This is a genomic window from Oscillatoria sp. FACHB-1407 (genome assembly GCF_014697545.1).
Taxonomy (GTDB): domain Bacteria; phylum Cyanobacteriota; class Cyanobacteriia; order Elainellales; family Elainellaceae; genus FACHB-1407.
Genome location: NZ_JACJSA010000001.1, coordinates 48,727 through 66,904, shown reverse-complemented (window position 1 = coordinate 66,904; position 18,178 = coordinate 48,727). Strand labels below are relative to the sequence as shown.

16 protein-coding genes are annotated in these 18,178 nt (G+C 45.4%); 12 read left to right on the top strand and 4 right to left on the bottom strand.

The window, feature by feature from the left end:
- The first annotated feature begins 98 nt into the window (after positions 1-98).
- From H6G89_RS00275 to H6G89_RS00265, 3 genes are all read left to right on the top strand, one after another.
- Positions 99-599: a DUF3291 domain-containing protein gene (locus H6G89_RS00275; protein WP_190503019.1), complete on the top strand. Its 501-nt coding sequence runs from the start codon at positions 99-101 to the stop codon at positions 597-599.
- A gap of 344 nt (positions 600-943) precedes the next feature.
- The gene (gene rarD / locus H6G89_RS00270) at positions 944-1,912 is read left to right on the top strand and encodes an EamA family transporter RarD (protein WP_309229480.1); all 969 of its coding nucleotides are present in this window, start codon (positions 944-946) and stop codon (positions 1,910-1,912) included.
- 156 nt (positions 1,913-2,068) lie between these two features.
- The gene (locus H6G89_RS00265; RefSeq protein ID WP_190503017.1) at positions 2,069-2,611 is read left to right on the top strand and encodes an REP-associated tyrosine transposase; all 543 of its coding nucleotides are present in this window, start codon (positions 2,069-2,071) and stop codon (positions 2,609-2,611) included.
- 55 nt (positions 2,612-2,666) lie between these two features.
- On the opposite strand, the gene H6G89_RS00260 is transcribed toward H6G89_RS00265, so the two are convergent.
- A complete protein-coding gene (locus tag H6G89_RS00260; protein WP_190503015.1) occupies positions 2,667-3,599 on the bottom strand; it encodes a Fic family protein in 933 nt (310 codons plus the stop codon).
- An 825-nt stretch (positions 3,600-4,424) separates the two neighbouring features.
- Here H6G89_RS00260 and H6G89_RS00255 point away from each other — a divergent pair.
- The 3 genes from H6G89_RS00255 (at position 4,425) to H6G89_RS00245 (ending at position 8,659) form a co-directional block, all read left to right on the top strand.
- On the top strand, positions 4,425-4,904 hold the full coding sequence (locus H6G89_RS00255) for a hypothetical protein (RefSeq protein ID WP_190503013.1): 480 nt from the start codon (positions 4,425-4,427) through the stop codon (positions 4,902-4,904).
- Between the two features lie 571 nt (positions 4,905-5,475).
- Complete coding sequence (locus H6G89_RS00250) at positions 5,476-7,590, top strand: ATP-binding protein (protein WP_190503011.1); 2,115 nt, start codon at positions 5,476-5,478, stop codon at positions 7,588-7,590.
- Complete coding sequence (locus H6G89_RS00245; protein WP_190503009.1) at positions 7,571-8,659, top strand: DNA cytosine methyltransferase; 1,089 nt, start codon at positions 7,571-7,573, stop codon at positions 8,657-8,659. The genes H6G89_RS00250 and H6G89_RS00245 overlap by 20 nt, the downstream gene beginning before the upstream one ends.
- Positions 8,660-8,873: 214 nt before the next feature.
- On the opposite strand, the gene H6G89_RS00240 is transcribed toward H6G89_RS00245, so the two are convergent.
- Positions 8,874-9,149, bottom strand: a complete 276-nt coding sequence (locus H6G89_RS00240) for a UBP-type zinc finger domain-containing protein (protein ID WP_190503007.1) — start codon at positions 9,147-9,149, stop codon at positions 8,874-8,876.
- A gap of 328 nt (positions 9,150-9,477) precedes the next feature.
- On the opposite strand from H6G89_RS00240, the gene H6G89_RS00235 reads away from it, so the two are divergent.
- From H6G89_RS00235 to H6G89_RS00225, 3 genes are all read left to right on the top strand, one after another.
- On the top strand, positions 9,478-10,677 hold the full coding sequence (locus H6G89_RS00235; protein WP_190503005.1) for an HlyD family efflux transporter periplasmic adaptor subunit: 1,200 nt from the start codon (positions 9,478-9,480) through the stop codon (positions 10,675-10,677).
- Positions 10,674-11,915 carry an ABC transporter permease DevC gene (gene devC / locus H6G89_RS00230; RefSeq protein WP_190503003.1) on the top strand — a complete coding sequence of 414 codons (1,242 nt, stop codon included), beginning with the start codon at positions 10,674-10,676 and terminating at the stop codon, positions 11,913-11,915. The genes H6G89_RS00235 and devC overlap by 4 nt, the downstream gene beginning before the upstream one ends.
- 647 nt (positions 11,916-12,562) lie before the next feature.
- Entirely contained in the window at positions 12,563-13,240 is a 678-nt protein-coding gene (locus H6G89_RS00225; protein ID WP_190503001.1) for a DevA family ABC transporter ATP-binding protein, read from the top strand.
- Between the two features lie 7 nt (positions 13,241-13,247).
- Here the strand turns inward: H6G89_RS00225 and H6G89_RS00220 are convergent, their stop codons facing one another.
- Both H6G89_RS00220 and H6G89_RS35480 read right to left on the bottom strand, forming a co-directional pair.
- Positions 13,248-14,114 carry a helix-turn-helix domain-containing protein gene (locus H6G89_RS00220; protein WP_190502999.1) on the bottom strand — a complete coding sequence of 289 codons (867 nt, stop codon included), beginning with the start codon at positions 14,112-14,114 and terminating at the stop codon, positions 13,248-13,250.
- 176 nt (positions 14,115-14,290) lie between these two features.
- A complete protein-coding gene (locus tag H6G89_RS35480) occupies positions 14,291-14,425 on the bottom strand; it encodes a hypothetical protein (protein ID WP_255519328.1) in 135 nt (44 codons plus the stop codon).
- A gap of 301 nt (positions 14,426-14,726) precedes the next feature.
- On the opposite strand from H6G89_RS35480, the gene H6G89_RS00215 reads away from it, so the two are divergent.
- The 3 genes from H6G89_RS00215 to H6G89_RS00205 all read left to right on the top strand — a co-directional run bounded on the left by H6G89_RS00215 (position 14,727) and on the right by H6G89_RS00205 (position 18,141).
- Entirely contained in the window at positions 14,727-15,719 is a 993-nt protein-coding gene (locus H6G89_RS00215; RefSeq protein WP_190502997.1) for a ligase-associated DNA damage response exonuclease, read from the top strand.
- Between the two features lie 299 nt (positions 15,720-16,018).
- Positions 16,019-17,644 carry a helix-turn-helix domain-containing protein gene (locus H6G89_RS00210; protein WP_190502995.1) on the top strand — a complete coding sequence of 542 codons (1,626 nt, stop codon included), beginning with the start codon at positions 16,019-16,021 and terminating at the stop codon, positions 17,642-17,644.
- Between the two features lie 287 nt (positions 17,645-17,931).
- Positions 17,932-18,141 (top strand): TOBE domain-containing protein, encoded by a 210-nt coding sequence (locus H6G89_RS00205; protein WP_190502993.1) that lies wholly within the window; start codon positions 17,932-17,934, stop codon positions 18,139-18,141.
- Positions 18,142-18,178: the final 37 nt, after the last annotated feature.

Genomic DNA, 18,178 nt, shown 5'->3' with positions numbered 1-18,178 from the left:
TTCTCTAAAAGTTTTCATTTTAAATTAAATAACTAGTTCTACCTTTTGAAGGATGTCTTGGGTAAGGTCTTGGGAGTGACTTCTCTCAAGCTACTCCTATGCATTCTATTTCCTCTGCCCATTTTCATCTCGCCCAAGTCAATACTGCAACGTTACGTCTACCGTTAGCACATCCGGAGATGGCAGAGTTTATCGCTCAAATCAATCACATTAATGCGATCGCAGATGCTGATCCGGGGTTTGTGTGGCGGTTGCGGGCTGAAGGTTCAGACGATGCAACGCAACTGCGTGTATTTGAAGATGAGCGTATTTTGATTACCTTAACCGTGTGGCGATCGCTGGAGGCATTATCCGATTATGTGTATCGCAGTGCCCACGCGGGTATTATGCGCGATCGGCGTCGCTGGTTTGAGAAAAGTGATTCTCCCAATTTAGCCATGTGGTGGATTCCGGTAGACCACACGCCCACAGTTGATGAAGCTAAAGAACGGCTCTATCACTTGCAGCAACACGGCTCTACGCCCTATGCCTTCTCGTTCAAACATCCGTTTCCGCCAACAGAACTCGTTCCAGTTGAATTAATGAGTCCCGTTATTTAGTGGGCACTGCCTACCCTACCCGACTTACAAAACTATTTCTGCGTCTTCCAGATCAGCCCTCATCCCCATCTCTTCTCCCATAGAAGAAGGGAGCTAGAATCCAGTTCCCTCTCCTGCGGGAGCTACTGTGTACACAGATCTCCTAGATTTACCTCAAAATCCTGCGTTTGCCCCCCAGCCCCCTAAAATTGAGGGACTTCCGATCCGTCTTATACGGCTCAAAGTCCCCCATCCTGGGGGATTTAGGGGGCTAAGAGAACTTGTGTGTACACCGTAGCCTGTGGGAGAGGGAAATTATGTTTGCATTCAGCAATGTAGTTTTTGCAACAAAATCATGAAGATGGGTGAAGTGTGCTCTCCGAACCAGTTGTTATGATGGGCGATCGCACGCTTTCACCTGGAATCCTGCTTTGAATCCCAATCTGCAAAAATCTTCGACCCAAACGGGAGCCATCTACGCCATCCTCGCCTATTCCACCTGGGGCATGTTGCCCATCTACTGGAAGTTATTTGGACAGGTTCCAGCAGTAGAAGTGTTAACGCACCGAGTCATCTGGTCGATGGTGTTTCTCACGGGGTTACTGTTCCTGCAACATCGCAGAGCCGAATTTAGTCAACTCTGGCAGACTCCAGGAAAGTTAGCGGTGTTGTTTACCACGGCTTCACTGCTTGCCTTTAACTGGGGCTTGTATATCTACGCTGTCAACGCCGATCGCGTCATTGAGACGAGTCTGGGTTACTTCATTAATCCCCTGGTGAATGTGCTGTTGGGGTTTGTGTTTCTCAAAGAAAAGCTGACTCGATGGCAGGCGATCGCTGTTCTCTTAGCTGGCATTGGGGTCAGTTACTTTGTGCTGCAATTTGGTCAGGTGCCGTGGATTGCGTTGGCACTGGCTTTCTCCTTTGGTTGCTATGGCTTGTTACGCAAGATGGTAGCCGTCGCTCCCATGGTGGGATTGGCAATGGAAACGTTGCTCGTGACTCCGATCGCTCTAGCGATGACAGGATATTGGGCAGTGACGGGTGCAGGTCATTTTGGGGTGGGGTGGGGAATTACCCTCTTGTTTATCGGGGCAGGGGTGACGACCTCGTTGCCACTCCTCTGGTTTAACAATGCGGCAAAGCGATTGCAGCTATCAACGTTGGGATTCTTTCAATACCTCGCGCCCAGTTTGCAGTTGGTGTTAGGGGTATTGCTCTATCGTGAACCGTTCACCGCAACCCACGTCATTACCTTTGCATTTATCTGGTCGGCGTTGATTTTGTATTCCACCACTTCGTTAATGCGGCAGCACTCCAGCAAAGCTGGCTAAATCTTGATGTGGAAATGCTTAGGGTAGGTGGTTTAGTGCGATCGCCTTGAGTAGCCTTGAGTAGGTTGGGTTGAGGTGACGAAACCCAACTCAATCATCCTGTTAATCAATGCTTCTGATTACCCATACTAATCTCATCTACGATTGGGTCATCAGATGCGTTATCGTCGTGCCATCACACCTGGAGCCACTTATTTCTTTACCGTTGTGACTTATCAACGGCAACAACTGTTTCACCTGCCCCAGAACATTGAGCATCTCCGTTACGCTTTTCGCACGGTTAAAACCAGTCATCCATTTACCATTGAGGCGATCGTTGTATTGCCAGAACATCTTCACTGCATCTGGACGCTTCCACCAGGTGATGCAGATTTTTCTACACGATGGCGGTTAATCAAAACAATCTTTACCCGCACCTGCCCTGGTCAACACAAACGTCAACAAAATCAAGCTCGACTGCATAAAAAGGAACAAGCTGTATGGCAACGCCGTTTTTGGGAGCACCAAATTCGAGATGAGCATGATTTGAATCAACACATCGATTACATTCATTACAACCCAGTGCATCACCAACTTGTGCAGCATCCCAAGGATTGGCAATATTCAAGTTTTCAGCGGTTTGTAGCCAGAGGAGTATATGAGGTTGATTGGGGAGCAGGAGATGCCATCTTGTTTGAAGTAAATGTTGGATGTGAGTAACAAATAAAAGATAGGTGAATGTTGGGTTTCCTCCGTCAACCCAACCTACTGGAGGCTACCGCCGCAAAAAATTCAGCATCTCCTGATAAAACGGTAAATCCTTGTTTTGAATCTCTCCAGCCGTCGCCAATATGCCCAATACTTCTACTAATGCAGTTTGAGTTGCATCAATGATCAGCGCATAAAAGGGTTCCCAGTTGTCAGATTGTTGTCCCTGGATTAAGGCTTCGATGTATCGTTGTCGATTCTCATTTGAAATGATGGCGATCGGATAGCCTGACCGTAACAACAGCAAATTCATCAGCAGTCGCCCTGCTCTGCCATTACCATCCCGAAACGGATGAATCGTCACAAATCGGTGGTGTGCTTCTGCTGCACAAAGCACAGGATGTAATGCCTGAGCTTCCTCAGAATTCAGCCAACTGACAAACTCTGTCATCAACTCCGACAGCAAATAATGGGGAGGATAAACATACCCCGTTCCTGCTGCTTGCACATCCAGAGTTCGATAACGCCCAGCTTCTTCTGGGTTGATTTTGCGGAGAATCAGGCTGTGAATTTGTCGAATTTCCCACTCTCCAAGGGGTGTCGATTGTTGGGCCAACGCTTCAATGTAAGCGATCGCCTCTGCATGTCCGATCACCTCTAAGTGTTCCTGAAGCGTCTTCCCGCCGATTGTGATGCCAGTGGTTAACACCAGTTCTGTTTCACTCTGGGTCAGCGTGTTGCCCTCTAATGCGTTGGAGTGATAGGTAAAACGGACTTGATGCCGCTGTCTCAATTCACTTACCACGACGGATGGTAGGGGACGAAACGCATCGAGCCAGGTTTTAAGTTGTTGAATAATTTGGAGGGATTTTTTTGAGGGCATGGGATGAGCCGTTAGCCATTGCCAGAGCAGTGTTTCCACATTCCAAATGCGGTGTTGTTTAAGATAGGCAATTAGTTCCGCTTGGGTTGCAGCCGTATCGCGGAGGTCTACTGTCATCGGTTCACCTGTTTGCTGCTCTAGTCCCCATTGTAAGGGTATCTATCTATGACTTACCCAAGCTTAAGCCAATTGAAATAGACAGCAGTTTTGTGGAACAGGTCACACTACACTGACAAATCTTACAAAGGATCAAGGATTATTGAACCCACGATTAATGACTTTATTACTCAGGTATACAAATTTGTATGCTGACTATTCAAATTTGTATGCCGGATATTCAAATTTGTATCTTAAACATTCACATTTATATACTGGTTATTCAAATTTATATCTCAGACATTCAATTTTGTATGTCAAATATTCAATTTTGAATCTCATACCAATTCAATATGAAGATGCCCTTAATTTACCCCCGGCTGTCGCCGTCCGCCTTACTAAGATATGGTACACAGAGAAATTCCCTCAGCCCCTTAAATCCTCCAATTCTGGGCGACTTTGAGCGGTAGGAAGTGTGGGATCGAAAGCCCCCCAAATTTTGGGGGTTGGGGGGCAAATGCAGGGGTTTGAGGTTGATACAGGAGATGTGTGTACACGGTAGCCTTGATCCTGAGTACAACTCGTCGTACATAAGGGTGGGAATTTGGGGTGCAGGGGTGAAACCCCTGGCTGGGGACGCAGCCCCCACATTCCCCTGGGTTTATTTCCAAACCCTATCTGTGAATAGCAGTACTAAAATCTACTGAGGCTTTCAGAACGACTTAGCTGAAATTTCCGTGTTTTACACAACTTTTACTCCGTTAGAAGCATATTAATTTTGGGAATTTCTAGTTAACAGAGCAAAACCTACGATTGCTCATCCAACTAATTTTATGAGGAATTCCTATGCCACCCCAATCTTTAAGTGCTTCGCTTTCGGATGCTGATCAAGCTTCAATTGAGGCTGCGCTTACTACCATTCGTGAAAAACTTCCTTTTTTAGTCAGTATGACGGCTGGGGAACGGCGAAAACTGGCAAAGTTAGGCGATAAAACCCGTGCCTTTGTGCAAAAATCTGCCGAGTTTGCAGCTCGTTATCCAGATTACTTGCCACGCCGCTTTGATCTGGATGCCATGCAAAAGGATGTTGATTTGTTTATGGCACTCTATCCGATCTGGGTGTCCCTCAACGATCTGCAAGAACTCGTCTACAACACCTATATGCTGGCGGGTAGTGAAGCCTATGCTGCGGCGCGAGAGGTTTATAGCTCTGCTAAAGCAACAGGGAAAGGCGAGATTGATAGCTCCCTCAACGAGATGGGGCGACGGTTCCGCAAGTCTCGTAAAGGGCAACCGGAAGTAGAAGAGGCTGGTAGTTCAAAATAATGACTGGTATCGGGAATGGTTTTGTGGTGTGGTTTAACCTTCTACGTAACCATTCCCAAGCATAAAACTCTATTTCTGATCGTCACTTGTTTGGGTCAGGAAAATCATTCATCTGATGCACATTGTGCAAATTACAGAGGTGAGGGATTGGTCACGATCCATGCCAACTCGCAATTCCAATGAGGTGATTAGTTTGATGCAGCGTCCCAAAGCAGAAGATTAGAGCTAGTTTTGGGTTGTGAAGGTCAAATTTTCAATTCTGTAGCTTGCTTTTGTAGGGCAGTAGACGATGAATCGAGTTCTGAATTGAGTTCTCAGGTTGGATGCTCAAGCTTTAAGAAAAGAGATGAATAGTGCTCAAGCTGAAATTTCAAGTTCAAAGGTTACAAGGTGGCGAACTTAAAGAAATATTGAGGAATGGCAAGGTAATCTTTTGTGCATTGGTTTTTAAGATGTAGGTGCTGGATTGATACAAGTGATCACAAAGTCCTAAGAATCCTTGACGAAGAAGTGTTACAACGACTAAGATATAGGGCATTTTGAGTATGTAATTTCTTAGAGATAATCCACTGTGGTTCAGCAATCTGTCGCTCAATCAGCAAAATACACAATGACCATATCACGCCTAACTGTAGACAAGTTAGGTGTAAAGCTTTACGACAGGGTTTCTGCCGTAATCGCTGAATTGGTATCCAATAGTTATGACGCAGATGCCACTGAAGTGCGGATTAAAGCTCCTATGGGTGAGTTTCTTGCGACCAAAAACAATAACCAACTTCAGGACAAGGGATACACAATTGAGGTTTGGGATAATGGTATTGGTATGAACCCTGATCAAGTTAATAGCTTCTATCTTTGTGTTGGAGCAGACAGACGCAATGATAGTGAGAGGGGTGATGTATCAAAAAAGTTTGGTCGCAAAGTGATGGGTCGCAAAGGTGTAGGAAAACTCGCGCCTTTTGGAATTTGTGAAAGAATTGAGATTTTAACGTCTGGTGGAGACTTAACCAGGGGTAAAGACGCGAATGGCAAAACTGCCAAAGGATATCTAACCGCTCATCTAATCCTTGACCGAAGCCAGATTCTACAAGAAACAGATTCTAACTATGAACCTGAAGTTGGAAGTTTAGATGGAATTGTGCGCCCAGAAACTGGAACTTTAATTAAACTAACAAAATTCTACAAACGAGAAGTTCCAGATATCAGCACACTTAGCCGTCAACTATCACAACGCTTTGGAATATCCTCACAGGATTGGAAGATTACTCTCGTTGATGCAACTAAAACAGAAGATTCTGAAGACTATTCTCAAGATGTTGGAACATTTGACATTGTGAAAATGCAAGACACTGAGATTCGATTTGGACCCGGAAGACATGCTTATGCTCCAGACGGTAACATTCTTTCAAATTTGGAAGCTGGCTTTGAACTTGACGGTGAATTTTATCCTATAACTGGCTGGGCGGCCTACGCCAAAGATCCTTACAAAGATGAGTTGATGGCTGGTATCCGGATCTATTGCCGTGGCAAGATTGCAGCTCAAACAACTGTTTTTAATAGAGGAGCAAGTTTTTCAGGGGAATACAGCATTCGTTCTTATTTAGTTGGTGAACTTCACGCAGATTGGCTAGATGAACAGGAGGAAGATCTTATTCAAACGGATCGTCGAGACATTCTTTGGTCACACGAGCTAGGAAACGCCTTTGAGAAGTGGGGTTTGCAGCTATTGCGTAGAATTGGAAATATGTCTCGAAATCCAGTAAAGAAGAAGACTTGGGAGCTATTTCAAGAAACTTCAAACATTGCAGAAAGAGTTGATCAAGCATTTCCTAGGCCAGAGCAAAAACAGATACGTGAAGAAGCATTGGAATTTGCTCAATTAATTGGTCAGAAGATGCGAGAGGATGAAGTTTCAGATCCAGAGCGAACAGAGGAGATTGTTCAATTAAGCTTGACGTTTGGACCTCATGTAACGCTAGATAGAAAGCTTCGTGAAGCTGCTGACGCAGAAGGTTCACCGCTGGCAGTGATTACAGAAATTTTGAAAGTTGCTCGAATTGCTGAACTTTCTTCTTTTGGTCGAATTGCTGATGATCGCGTAAGAGTGATAAATAAAGTTGAAACTTTAAAAGATGATGCAAGTACACTTGAGGCAGCTTTTCAGGACTTAATTGAACAAGCACCCTGGCTAATTGATCCTCAATGGTCACCAATCACGCAAAATCAATCCTTTACCACCTTAAAAAGTGAATTCCAGAAATATTATAAAGAGAAGACTGGGGAGGGTATACAGCTGAAAGATTTTACTGAGCCTGATAAACGGGCAGATTTTGTACTCTCGAACGAAGAGAACGTTATTCAAATCATTGAAATAAAACGACCAAAGCACAAGTTTGATAATAGCGAGATGGAGCGTTTGAACAGATATATAGAGCAAATGGATAACTTCCTTCAGGAGGAGAGCCACAAAGATTTCACGAAAATATTTAAAGGATTTCATGTGACTCTTGTATGTGATGATGAGAAGCTAACTAGCGTTCATAAGAGAGCTTTTGAAGGACTTATACAAGGTGGAAGGCTAACTTATATCAGTTGGACAGCTTTTCTCCATCGAACACGGAAAATGCACCAAGACTTTTTGAATGAGGCTGAGAAACAGAAAAAGAATGCGGCGCAAGGTTTGTAAGACTCAACAACCAACAGCTATTGATATTTTTTCAGGTAGTGGCGGGTTAACTGTTGGTTTGAAAAAAGCAGGTTTTCGTGTGGTTGCTGCTGTAGAAATTGAACCACATGCCTTTGCTACTTATAAAGCCAATCATCCTGAAGTCCAAGCTTACAAACAAGATGTACGAACAGTTAGAGGCAAGAGCTTAATAGCTTGTTCTCCTAGTGGTGAAATTGATCTTCTGTCTGGATGCCCACCTTGCCAAGGCTTTTCTAGTTTGACAGCCAGACATAAGCGACCTGATCCACGTAACGAACTTGTTTTAGAAATGAGTCGCCTTGTGGAAGAAATACAGCCTCGGATTGTAATGATGGAGAATGTTCCAGGTCTTCCTAAAAAAGGAACAAAGCTTTTTGAGCAACTTCTCCAAAAGTTAGAGTCATTAGGCTACATATCTGCATGGGACATACTTCAAGTTGCTGACTATGGAGTTCCACAAAGCCGTCAACGCCTTGTTTTGTTGGCTGGAAAAGGGTTTCCTGTCCATTTACCAAAACCTACTCATTCTAAAACTGGTAAAGATGGATTAAAACCGTGGAGAACGCTGCGAGATGCAATTGGAACTATGCCTGAACCAATTGTGCTTGCTGATACTCATACTTCTGGAGGTCCGCAACGATATAACTGGCATGTTGTTCGTTCACTTGCCCCAGATACCCTCAAGATACTCAAAGCTGCTCGTCCTGGTGAGAGCCGATTGAAGCTCCCTGAAGAACTTCGCCCACCATGTCATCAGAATAGAAGCGATGGTTTCAATAATGTATATGGTCGTTTGTCATGGGATCAAATCTCATCAACAATCACAGGCGGATGTACAACCGTCAGTAAAGGTAGATTTGGTCATCCTGAACAAGATAGAACAATTTCTGTTCGAGAAGCTGCACTACTACAAACATTTCCAATGGATTATATTTTTGACACTCCTTACATCGATTATGTTTGTGAGATGATAGGCAATGCTCTACCCTGTGATTTTGCTGAAGTCCTCGCTCGTCAATGTCTTGATGCTTTATCTCAAGTTAAATGAACATATCAGTGCTGTACTGATACGAAACCTCTTTGAGCTATTAGTCGCAGACCAAAAAGGTTTACCTCGTTTCCAGACAAAATCTTGGGAACTCTATTTCAGAGGCTCCACCTATTATTAATAGCTTAAAGAGGCAGAGCTTCCAGAACTGCATTCCCGGCTGGGAAGCCAGGAACGAGAAAAACAAGAGAATGGCTAATCTGAGGCGATCGCCCTAATAATTCTTGCCTTGCTCATCCACAAAACACCACAACCACTGCTCTCCCAACTCGGCTGAGCTAATTACCGGATGTCCCGTCTCCTCCGCGTGTTGGCGGGCGTGTTGGTTTCTGGAGGAGTCACAGCACAACATCTTGCCGCAGCTCTGACAGATGCGAAGATGAACCCAGCGATCGTTGGTCTTGATGCACTCCTCGCAGCGAAAGACAGGGTAATTCGATTTAGGAATTAAATTTTCCGGAGTCACACTGTTGAGATGTTGGCAGCTCATAGGGTGGGGTTAGGGGTAGAGAAATCGCAGAAAAAGTAGATATTGAGCAAAGATTAACTCATTCGCTGTCATTTTGGATTGTCTTTTATTGTTATTTATAACTGTCCTCAATTAGTTGTTAGATGAGTGGGTTGTGAGAGGCGCATTCCTGAGAGGTGCGCCAACCCATTTAGGATTGCTATGGTTAATGTCCGATGGGTTTGACCAGATGGAGGAGGTTATTCAGGTGAAATGCCCGTCATTCTATTGAAAAGAACTTTACGTCACATGCTGTCGCTGCTTGAATTCGTTGGTTATCCAAACAACTCTATTTTGCTTGACTTGAAATATGGTGCGATCGCAACCTTTCTCCTTCAATTCACGCCATTACATTGTCCTGGCAATTTTAATCACTTTATGGGGTGGAGTGACAGCCTGTTCTGACTCATCTCAAGCGGAGGTCACTCCCACTCCAACGCCCAACGAGGTGCAGCAAACCCCAACCATTGTGGCATTAGGACGGCTGACCCCCAATGGAGAAGTGATTAAACTTTCAGTTCCCAATGCTCAAGATAGTCGGGTCAACCAGATCCTCGTGGAGGAAGGGGATTGGGTTGAGGCAGGACAGGTGATCGCGGTCTTACAGGGGAGCGATCGCCGCCAACGAGATTTAGAAGAAGCCTTGAAAAACGTGGACTATTATCAGGCGTTGTTAGACCGGGCACGGGCAGGGGAGGCGAAAGATGCTGAGATTGCTGCCCAACAGGCGAATATTGCGCGGCTAGAGGCACAACTACGAACAGAAACACTGGAACGACAGGGGGCGATCGCCAGTGCTGAGGCGGAGTTACGACAGGCACAACGCAACTATGAGCGCAATCAAATCCTTTATTCAGAGGGAGCAACTAGCCTGGTGGATTTAGATCAGGCGCAGGAAGCGTATGAAACGGCTCAGGCAAATCTCACCCAACGGCAGGCACAACTGGACAATACGCTGCAAACATTACGTCAGCAAATCACTCAAGAGCAGGGCAACTTAGCCCAATTGCGAGAAGTGCGTCCGGTGGATATTCGAGTGGCACAGGCGGAGTTAGAGCGTGCCCGCATTGCGGTGGAGCAACGACGCGCCGATTTAGAAGATACGCAAGTGCGCGTTCCTGTCGCAGGACAAATTCTTCGCATCAATACTCGTGTGGGTGAACAGGTCAACACGCAGGAAGGCATTGTAGAACTGGGACGCACGGATGCCATGTTTGCGATCGCTGAGGTCTACGAAACTGAAATCACCAGAGTTCGCATTGGGCAATCCGTTACCCTCGTCAGTGAATATGGTGGGTTTGCAGGGGAGGTGCGAGGCACGGTGGATCACATCGGGTTGCAAGTGGGAGCACGACAACTCTCCAGTAATTCCTCAGACCCCACCACTGACGAAAACACTCGTGTTGTTGAGGTCAAAATTCGGATTAATCCCGAAGACAACGACAAAGTTGCCAGATTAACCAATATGCAAGTCCGCGTCACCATTCAGTTAGAAAGTGAGGAAGGATGAGAGCTAAATTTTTCAAAAATCTTCGCTACTACTATCAGGCTCATAAACCGCTTGCCTGGGCACAGTTGTCTCATCAAAAAATGCGGTTAGCCGTAGCGATGACGGGTGTAGCTTTTTCAAATATCTTGATCTTCACGCAACTGGGATTAAGGGCACTGCTGTTTGACGGCATTACCCTGGTTCCACAAAACCTGAGTGGCGATCTGTTTTTAGTGTCTGCCTATTCTCCAACGATTGACTTTGGTTCGTTTCCCAAAATTCACCTCTATCAGGCGGATGCCGTCGCCGGAGTAGCCACCGCCAGTCCACTCTACATTGGGTCTGCCCCCTGGGTCAGCCCGGAAGATTTTGCTCGCAGCAGAATGAACCAGAGCTTGCCGAAAGAACAAACTCAGGCGATCGACTTCTTTCCCAATACCGTCAAGATTTTGGCGTTTAATCCAGTTCAACCTGTTCTGAATACCCCGGAAATTAATCAGCAACTCGATCGCCTCAGCGTCCCTGGCAGTGTGTTATTCGATCGCCTCTCTCAATCGCAATTGGGTTCTGTTCCCACGCTGTTTGAGCAACAGGGTGGGGTGACAACCGTGATGCAAAATCGACGCACGGTTGTTGTGGGGTTATTTAGCTTAGGCAGCACGTTCTTTGACAAAGGGCATGTGGTCATGAGTGATTGGAATTATGCATCGTTGAATGGACAAGCCAGTTTAGATAAAGTCACCGTTGGAGTTTTAACCGTCGAACCGGGAGAAGATATTGCTACAGTGCAAAAACGATTGCAGGCGAGTCTGCCAGATGCGGTGCGAGTCATGACTCGTGAAGAGTTACTGCTTGCCGAACAAAACTTTCGGGCGACTTTTCCAGAGGGAAAAATTCTTAACTTTGGAGCCGCGATCGGCTTTATTGTGGGAGTCGTGATTGTTTATCAGGTGCTCTATACCGATGTCAGCGACCACCTGCCTGAATACGCGACGCTAAAGGCAATGGGTTACTCCGATCTGAGTCTGTTATCGGTCGTTTTGCAAGAGGCAATTATTTTAGCGGTGTTAGGCTTTATTCCCGGTTATTTCACGTCTTTGGGAATGTATAGCTTACTCACAACGCTGACTCGCATTCCTCTCACCATGCGTCCAGAGATTGCGTTGCAGGTCTTTATTTTGACGTTAGTGATGTGTGCTATTTCAGGGGCGATCGCCGTGAATAAACTGCGTTCCGCTGACCCTGCTGATGTCTTCTAATTTCGGTTTCTGCTTTTATACCAATTTGAGTTTTGAATGCAACACATCAGATCTCCTGCTCCCGGCATCCCCTGAATAGGCTAATCGTGTACACAGATCTCGGTTGAGATGCCAAACTTCTGCACGATTCCCCTCAATTTCCTTTCAAAAGGCTACGGTGTACACACATCTTTGCTTTGTCAATGGAACACTTGATTACTGCAATGAGTTTGAGAGCAAGGCATTGGGGGAGTTTCCCCCAAACCCCCTAGCAGAAGGTGTTTCGGTTCACCCAAAGGCGCGCTTCGCATCGGTTCCAAGTACGGGTTTTTGGTTGGGTGAAGACCTTTGACAAAGGCTCAAAGTCCCCCAGAATTGGGGGATTTAGGGGGCTATGAAGACTTGTGTGTACACGGTAGCTTTGTCAAGGAGAGTTAGGGAGGATGAAACCCAGCATTAGCTAGAGTAGAAGATTTGGATGTTCATCAAAAACACATCACATTCACTTTCACTTTCACTTTTATCCTTCATCCTTCATCCTTCTTCTTTTTTCCTTCTTCTCTCTTCTTTCTTCTTCTTTCCCTCTTCCCTCTTCTTCTCATCCTTCATCCTTCATCCTTTATCCTTCTTTCCTCCTCCTTCTTCTCTCTTCTTTTTTCTTTTTTCCTATGGAACCTGTTGTTGCTGTTCGCAATCTGACCCATACCTTTGGTCAGGGAGCACTGAAAAAAGTAGTGTTAACCGACGTGGATTTAGATCTCTATCCGGGTGAAGTCGTGATTTTAGAAGGTCCATCGGGTGGTGGTAAAACAACCCTATTGACACTCATTGGCGCACTGCGATCGGCACAGGAAGGCAGTCTTAAAATTTTGGGTCGTGAACTGCGTGGAGCGACCAAAAAAGCACTGATTCAAACCCGCAGCCAAATTGGCTTTATCTTTCAAGCTCATAACTTACTAAAATGTCTTGCCGCTTGGGAGAACGTTAGCACCTCCCTCAAACTGCACAAACACATTTCCAAATTGGAATATCGCGATCGCTCCAGTGCCATCCTCACCGCCGTTGGCTTAGGAGAACATATCGACTATTATCCCGACAACCTCTCTGGTGGGCAAAAACAACGAGTGGCGATCGCCCGTGCTTTGGTCAGTCATCCCAAACTGTTGTTAGCTGATGAACCGACCTCGGCTTTAGACAGTCAATCGGGTCGAGATGTAGTCGAAATTATGCGTCGATTAGCTAAAGAAGAAGGTTGCACCGTCTTGCTCGTCACCCACGACAACCGAATTTTAGACGTTGCCGATCGCATCGTTCACATGGAGGATGGCAGGTTAACGCAGAAATAATGACTTGTTAATGCGCTCTGTAATCAGTCGGTGTCATTCCCGTTAATTGTCGAAACTGTTTGCTCAAATGGCTATGGCTATTAAACCCACACTGAAATGCAATTTCGATAATGGGTTGATCCGTTTGTTTTAACAACTGTTTTGCCCGTTCCACTCGTTGTTGAAGCAGATATTGGTAAGGTGCAATGCCTGTCGATTGTTTGAACAAATGGCTGAAATGGAATTGGCTCATGTCCAGTAATGCTGCCAAATCTGCCAATTTGATCTTTTGATCTAAATGCTCGTTGATAAAGTCTAAAACTTGTTCTAACTGACGCGCAGGGATACCCCCTTCATATACTGGCAGTCGGGGTTGCGTCGCAGCATATTGTCGCAGTAAATGAACTGCCAGCACGTTTGTCAGAGATTCGATATACAACTTGCTACCAGGATTATTTTGTTGCACTTCTGAGAGCAACATCATACCGATCGCTTCAACCTGGCGATCGCGTATCCGAAATTCGGGAATTAACTCTACAGAGTGATGAGAGGCGATCGTTTCTTGAGCGACGGTTTGAAGAAATTGAGATCGAATGCGAATTTGCAAGTAGTGGTCATCTCCTTCCCAACGAGCAAACACAGGCATCGCCGCAGGCATGATGGACATATCGCCCTTCCCATACAATCCTGAGTAGGTCTTCCCTCCTTTGATTTGCAACAATCGCACTGGACGAGAAGCCAGGGACAAACAAATCGCGTGCTCGTTGTAATGACAATTTCCTTCACCGGGAGGATGTTGGAATTGCTCAACCAGGATATGCTCCCAACCCTGACCCTGGCTCGATAGAATGGGCAAACCCATAGACTGAGTTTGACGGGTAGTGGTGGTTGTCATCAGGCAAATCCAACTCATCTAGCTTCGATTGTATAGCAACCGAAAGGTTGCTGTAGTTTAACGAATGCTTTGAGGGGAAAAGGCTGATGACCTGACAGATCTTTTGAGTTTAGTAGTTGAAATCGCAGATTTTGGTAAGTTCAGATTTTGATAAGTTCAGACTTCGGCAAGCTGAATCAAGCCGTGTTGGGATTGTGGTAGTAATTTTTAGAACTGGTATCAGCAAGGCGATCGCTCCATCCTCCATTGCCATTTTCCAAAATTCTTTTTAGGGTGCATAAACCCCAAAAGCCGTCTGCAAGAGTACACATTCAATCCCAGTTAAGGGTTGGGTATCGGACGATCGCCCCAATAGTGACGGTAATTTGAGACTGTGAGAGCGATCGCGGCAAAGTTAAACCTGTAACATATATAGCAGTCCTATCTGATTTGTGAAAAAGGTGATTTGTGAAAGTGCCCGCCCATCGGGCGGGCACTTTCACAAATCATTTAGGGTTGCTATATAAGGGTTAGAACCGATTGCAGGAGCTTTATCGTGAGTTTAGTCGAACGGTGAAAGTAAAGCCCACATCCCATCCCCTATCGTATGTACATAAGACCGTAACATTTACCATGTCACTTATCACCGTTCGTCAAGAAGGTCTGTACTGCGAGCAGGGCGATTTTTATATCGACCCCTGGCGACCTGTCGATCGCGCTCTGATTACCCATGCCCACTCCGATCATGCTCGCTCTGGCTCAGCCCATTACGTTGCTGTCCATCTCTCCCAGGAGATTCTAAAGAAGCGGTTGGGTGATGCCATCAATCTGCAAGGGGTTGAGTACGGTGAAAAGTTGAAACTGGGCAATACCTGGGTGTCGTTTCATCCAGCGGGACATGTGTTGGGGTCTGCTCAAATCCGTGTTGAGTGCGGCGATGAAGTCTGGGTAGTTTCAGGCGATTACAAACGAGGTGATGACCCGACCTGTGCAGCGTTTGAAGTTGTGCCCTGTGATGTGTTCATTACTGAAGCGACATTTGGATTGCCCATCTATCACTGGAATACAGGCGAAGAAACCTGTCGGCAGATTTACGACTGGTGGAAAAGCGATTGCACTCGCCCTTCGTTGCTGTTTTGCTATGCCTTTGGCAAAGCCCAACGAGTGTTGGGAGAGTTAGCCAAGTTTACCGATCAACCTGTGTATGTGCACGGGGCAGTACATGTGTTGACGGAGATCTATCGGCAATTGGGAGTGCCGATGGTGCCTACGCTCCCGGCATCGGAGATGCCCCGCAGTTACAAGTTCAACGGTGATCTGATATTGGCTCCACCGTCTGCCCACCGTTCTAGTTGGATGAAGCGGTTTCAACATCCCCAAACGGCTTTTGCATCCGGATGGATGGCGGTACGGGGAGCACGACGACGACGAGGCTATGAACGAGGTTTTGTACTCTCAGATCATGCTGATTGGCAGGGTTTAGTGAATACTATTTTGCAAACAGGAGCCAAGACAGTGTACGTCACCCATGGGCAAACGGATGTCTTATCGCGATATTTGAGTGAGATGCATGGACTACATGCGTTGCCATTGAAGACTCTATTTGAAGGAGAAGGCGATATTTAATGGATATTAAAAAGCCTGGAAGGATAAATCTTAAAAGAATCTTTAATCGCTCAATCTGGACAGAACGAATCAAGTTTTTCAACTAAATAATAATTATTCCCACGTTGTTGACTGATAAACTTTACAAGATCCATCCAACCCTGTTTTGTAGAACTGTCATGACATGACTGAAACACTGGATTTGAATAGAGTACAGGTCTTCCCAACCGGAATACTCTCTGTACCCTCCGTTCTAACCAGATAGTTGCCGTTTACAAAAGGGTTAAGTCTCGTGTATTTCAGCAAATAGTGCCTTTTGTATGGCTTACAAAATCTCTAGTGATTGTGTAGCGTGCGATAACTGCCGTCCGCATTGCCCCTCAGGCGCGATTGATGTGATCGATGGGCAATATTGGATTAACTCTGCCCTGTGTGATGATTGCAAAAATCACGCTGAGCCTCAGTGTGTCATTAGCTGTCCCCTCAGCCTTCCTACACCTGCTCAAGCCAAACGGGGAAGAACAAAACAGGGCGTGCGAGCGTTAACCAGTCCGGATTTATTTAGCAACGGCAAAAACCATCCCTTTGCGTCTGCGATCGTCATCTGGGAAGCCTGCAATTTGCTGTCTCAACGTCAGTCTTTGATATGGACTCAAGACGAGCAAGGTCATTTTTATTATCAGCGATCGCTCTATCGGAGTGGTGTCTTAACGCTACACATCGCTGAGCCTGTTAACATCTTCTCGACTGATAATGACTCTACCAATCCGGTTGAATCATTTGATATTCGGGCAGCCTGTATGCACCTGATCTATGCCGCTCACGCAACGGCATTGAGCCAACCCTGGCAGCAAGAATTTATTGTGGGCGATCGCCAAATTGAAGAATATCTGGGTTTAGATAAACGCAAGGATTTGACCAAACCTGCAAAGCTAACTCTAATTAAAGAAATCGCGCAACAAGCCTGTTCGATTAAGGCTTCGATGAAATGCCCACCGCAGGGACGGATTCCAGGGTTTTCGTTTGAAAATCAACCACTGTGGCATTTACTCAACATCCAACACTACTTCCAGGAAGATGAGGCGGGATGCAAGCACCTCGTTGGTTTGACATTTACAATCCGACCTGGCATCTGGGCAAAATATTTTCTCAATCGAGAAGGCTGCAAAGAACAAGCTGTTTTTTATCAATACAGCACTTTACCCAAATCGCTCCTTACTACAGTGATGAGTATTTGGCAACAACATGAGGGTGCTGCCCGAATTATGTTGTGGTTGCTGTTTAAGGTAAGACTGGGACAAGAACAACGCATCATGGCAACAACACTGATGCGGATTGCCTATGGAGAGAAACGATTGATGTTAGCGTCTGTTCATCGAGAAGAACGAAAGCGATTACTCCGATCGTTTGAAAGTGATTTAGAAGTATTAAATCACTATGGTGTTAAACCCATTTTTGATCCTGAAACCTATCCATCCGAGATTCAACCCTTATGGGTTAAGTTAAATGACGTGCCCGATGATGCAGAAGCAGCTTTGGAATTTTGGATCAATGATGCCAGTTGCAATACTCGTCTGACGGATGCAAGTCCGCGTGGCAAGTGGAATCTGTTGATGAATGCCCGTATTCTCAAATTTGAATTGCCCTCTGATTGGAAGCAGTCCCACAAGGAACAACAGAAAAAAGGACAGAAATTAACTAAAAATGCTGCTCAACGAAGTCAGTTTAAAAAGCAAAGTAGTCGTAGCGATATGCAACCTTCTTTAAAGGGGTTAATTACAGCTAAGCAAATTACCGCAACTCGCAAGCGATTGGGCATTAGTCAGCGTGATCTGGCAGAACAAATGGGAAAAAGCCAAAGCTGGATTCGAGATATTGAAAATGAACGATTTTATCCAAAGTTAGAGGATCAGCTTTTGTTGAAGAAGATCTTAGGGTTGGGATAGAGACTCTGTGATGGTATTTCACCCCGTCCTAACCACCCTTTTGGTTACTGTAGAAATTGATGCGTTTCTCTATCCGTATCCCAGGTTTAACCAGTGACCAATATTACTAAAATGCTCTATTCTAAAAATGGTTTTTATACTCCTATAACTTCATTTAGAGAGGTATTTAGAAAAATATTTCACTGCTAATTTATCTGATTTATAGTGTGTTTAATGACACCTCTTTAAGTGACTTGTTGTAGTGATGATAGTTATCTAAATTGGGGTTTGTGAGAGAGGATTCAGCTATGGAAATTAGTGCTCGTAATGCTTTGAAAGGTACAGTTAAAGCGATCGTTCCTGGATCAGTCAACAGCGAAGTGACCATTGAAGTTGCACCCGGAGTTGAAGTTACGGCAATCATCACCAAGGCTTCTTGCGAAAAGTTGGGTTTATCAGAAGGAAAGGAAGCCTATGCTGTAATTAAATCTAGCGATGTGATGGTAGCCATCGATTAAAGTCGATTTATTAAGCCGATTAAACAGTAAGGCTTTA

Excerpts from the sequence above, each read along its gene's own strand:
- H6G89_RS00275 (WP_190503019.1), top strand. The coding sequence starts at position 99 with ATGCATTCTATTTCCTCTGCCCATTTTCATCTCGCCCAAGTCAATACT.
- H6G89_RS00265 (WP_190503017.1), top strand. The coding sequence starts at position 2,069 with ATGCGTTATCGTCGTGCCATCACACCTGGAGCCACTTATTTCTTTACC.
- H6G89_RS00260 (WP_190503015.1), bottom strand. The coding sequence starts at position 3,599 with ATGACAGTAGACCTCCGCGATACGGCTGCAACCCAAGCGGAACTAATT.
- H6G89_RS00255 (WP_190503013.1), top strand. The coding sequence starts at position 4,425 with ATGCCACCCCAATCTTTAAGTGCTTCGCTTTCGGATGCTGATCAAGCT.
- H6G89_RS00245 (WP_190503009.1), top strand. The coding sequence starts at position 7,571 with ATGCGGCGCAAGGTTTGTAAGACTCAACAACCAACAGCTATTGATATT.
- H6G89_RS00240 (WP_190503007.1), bottom strand. The coding sequence starts at position 9,149 with ATGAGCTGCCAACATCTCAACAGTGTGACTCCGGAAAATTTAATTCCT.
- H6G89_RS00235 (WP_190503005.1), top strand. The coding sequence starts at position 9,478 with ATGGTGCGATCGCAACCTTTCTCCTTCAATTCACGCCATTACATTGTC.
- devC (WP_190503003.1), top strand. The coding sequence starts at position 10,674 with ATGAGAGCTAAATTTTTCAAAAATCTTCGCTACTACTATCAGGCTCAT.
- H6G89_RS00225 (WP_190503001.1), top strand. The coding sequence starts at position 12,563 with ATGGAACCTGTTGTTGCTGTTCGCAATCTGACCCATACCTTTGGTCAG.
- H6G89_RS00220 (WP_190502999.1), bottom strand. The coding sequence starts at position 14,114 with ATGACAACCACCACTACCCGTCAAACTCAGTCTATGGGTTTGCCCATT.
- H6G89_RS35480 (WP_255519328.1), bottom strand. The coding sequence starts at position 14,425 with ATGTGTACTCTTGCAGACGGCTTTTGGGGTTTATGCACCCTAAAAAGA.
- H6G89_RS00215 (WP_190502997.1), top strand. The coding sequence starts at position 14,727 with ATGTCACTTATCACCGTTCGTCAAGAAGGTCTGTACTGCGAGCAGGGC.
- H6G89_RS00210 (WP_190502995.1), top strand. The coding sequence starts at position 16,019 with ATGGCTTACAAAATCTCTAGTGATTGTGTAGCGTGCGATAACTGCCGT.
- H6G89_RS00205 (WP_190502993.1), top strand. The coding sequence starts at position 17,932 with ATGGAAATTAGTGCTCGTAATGCTTTGAAAGGTACAGTTAAAGCGATC.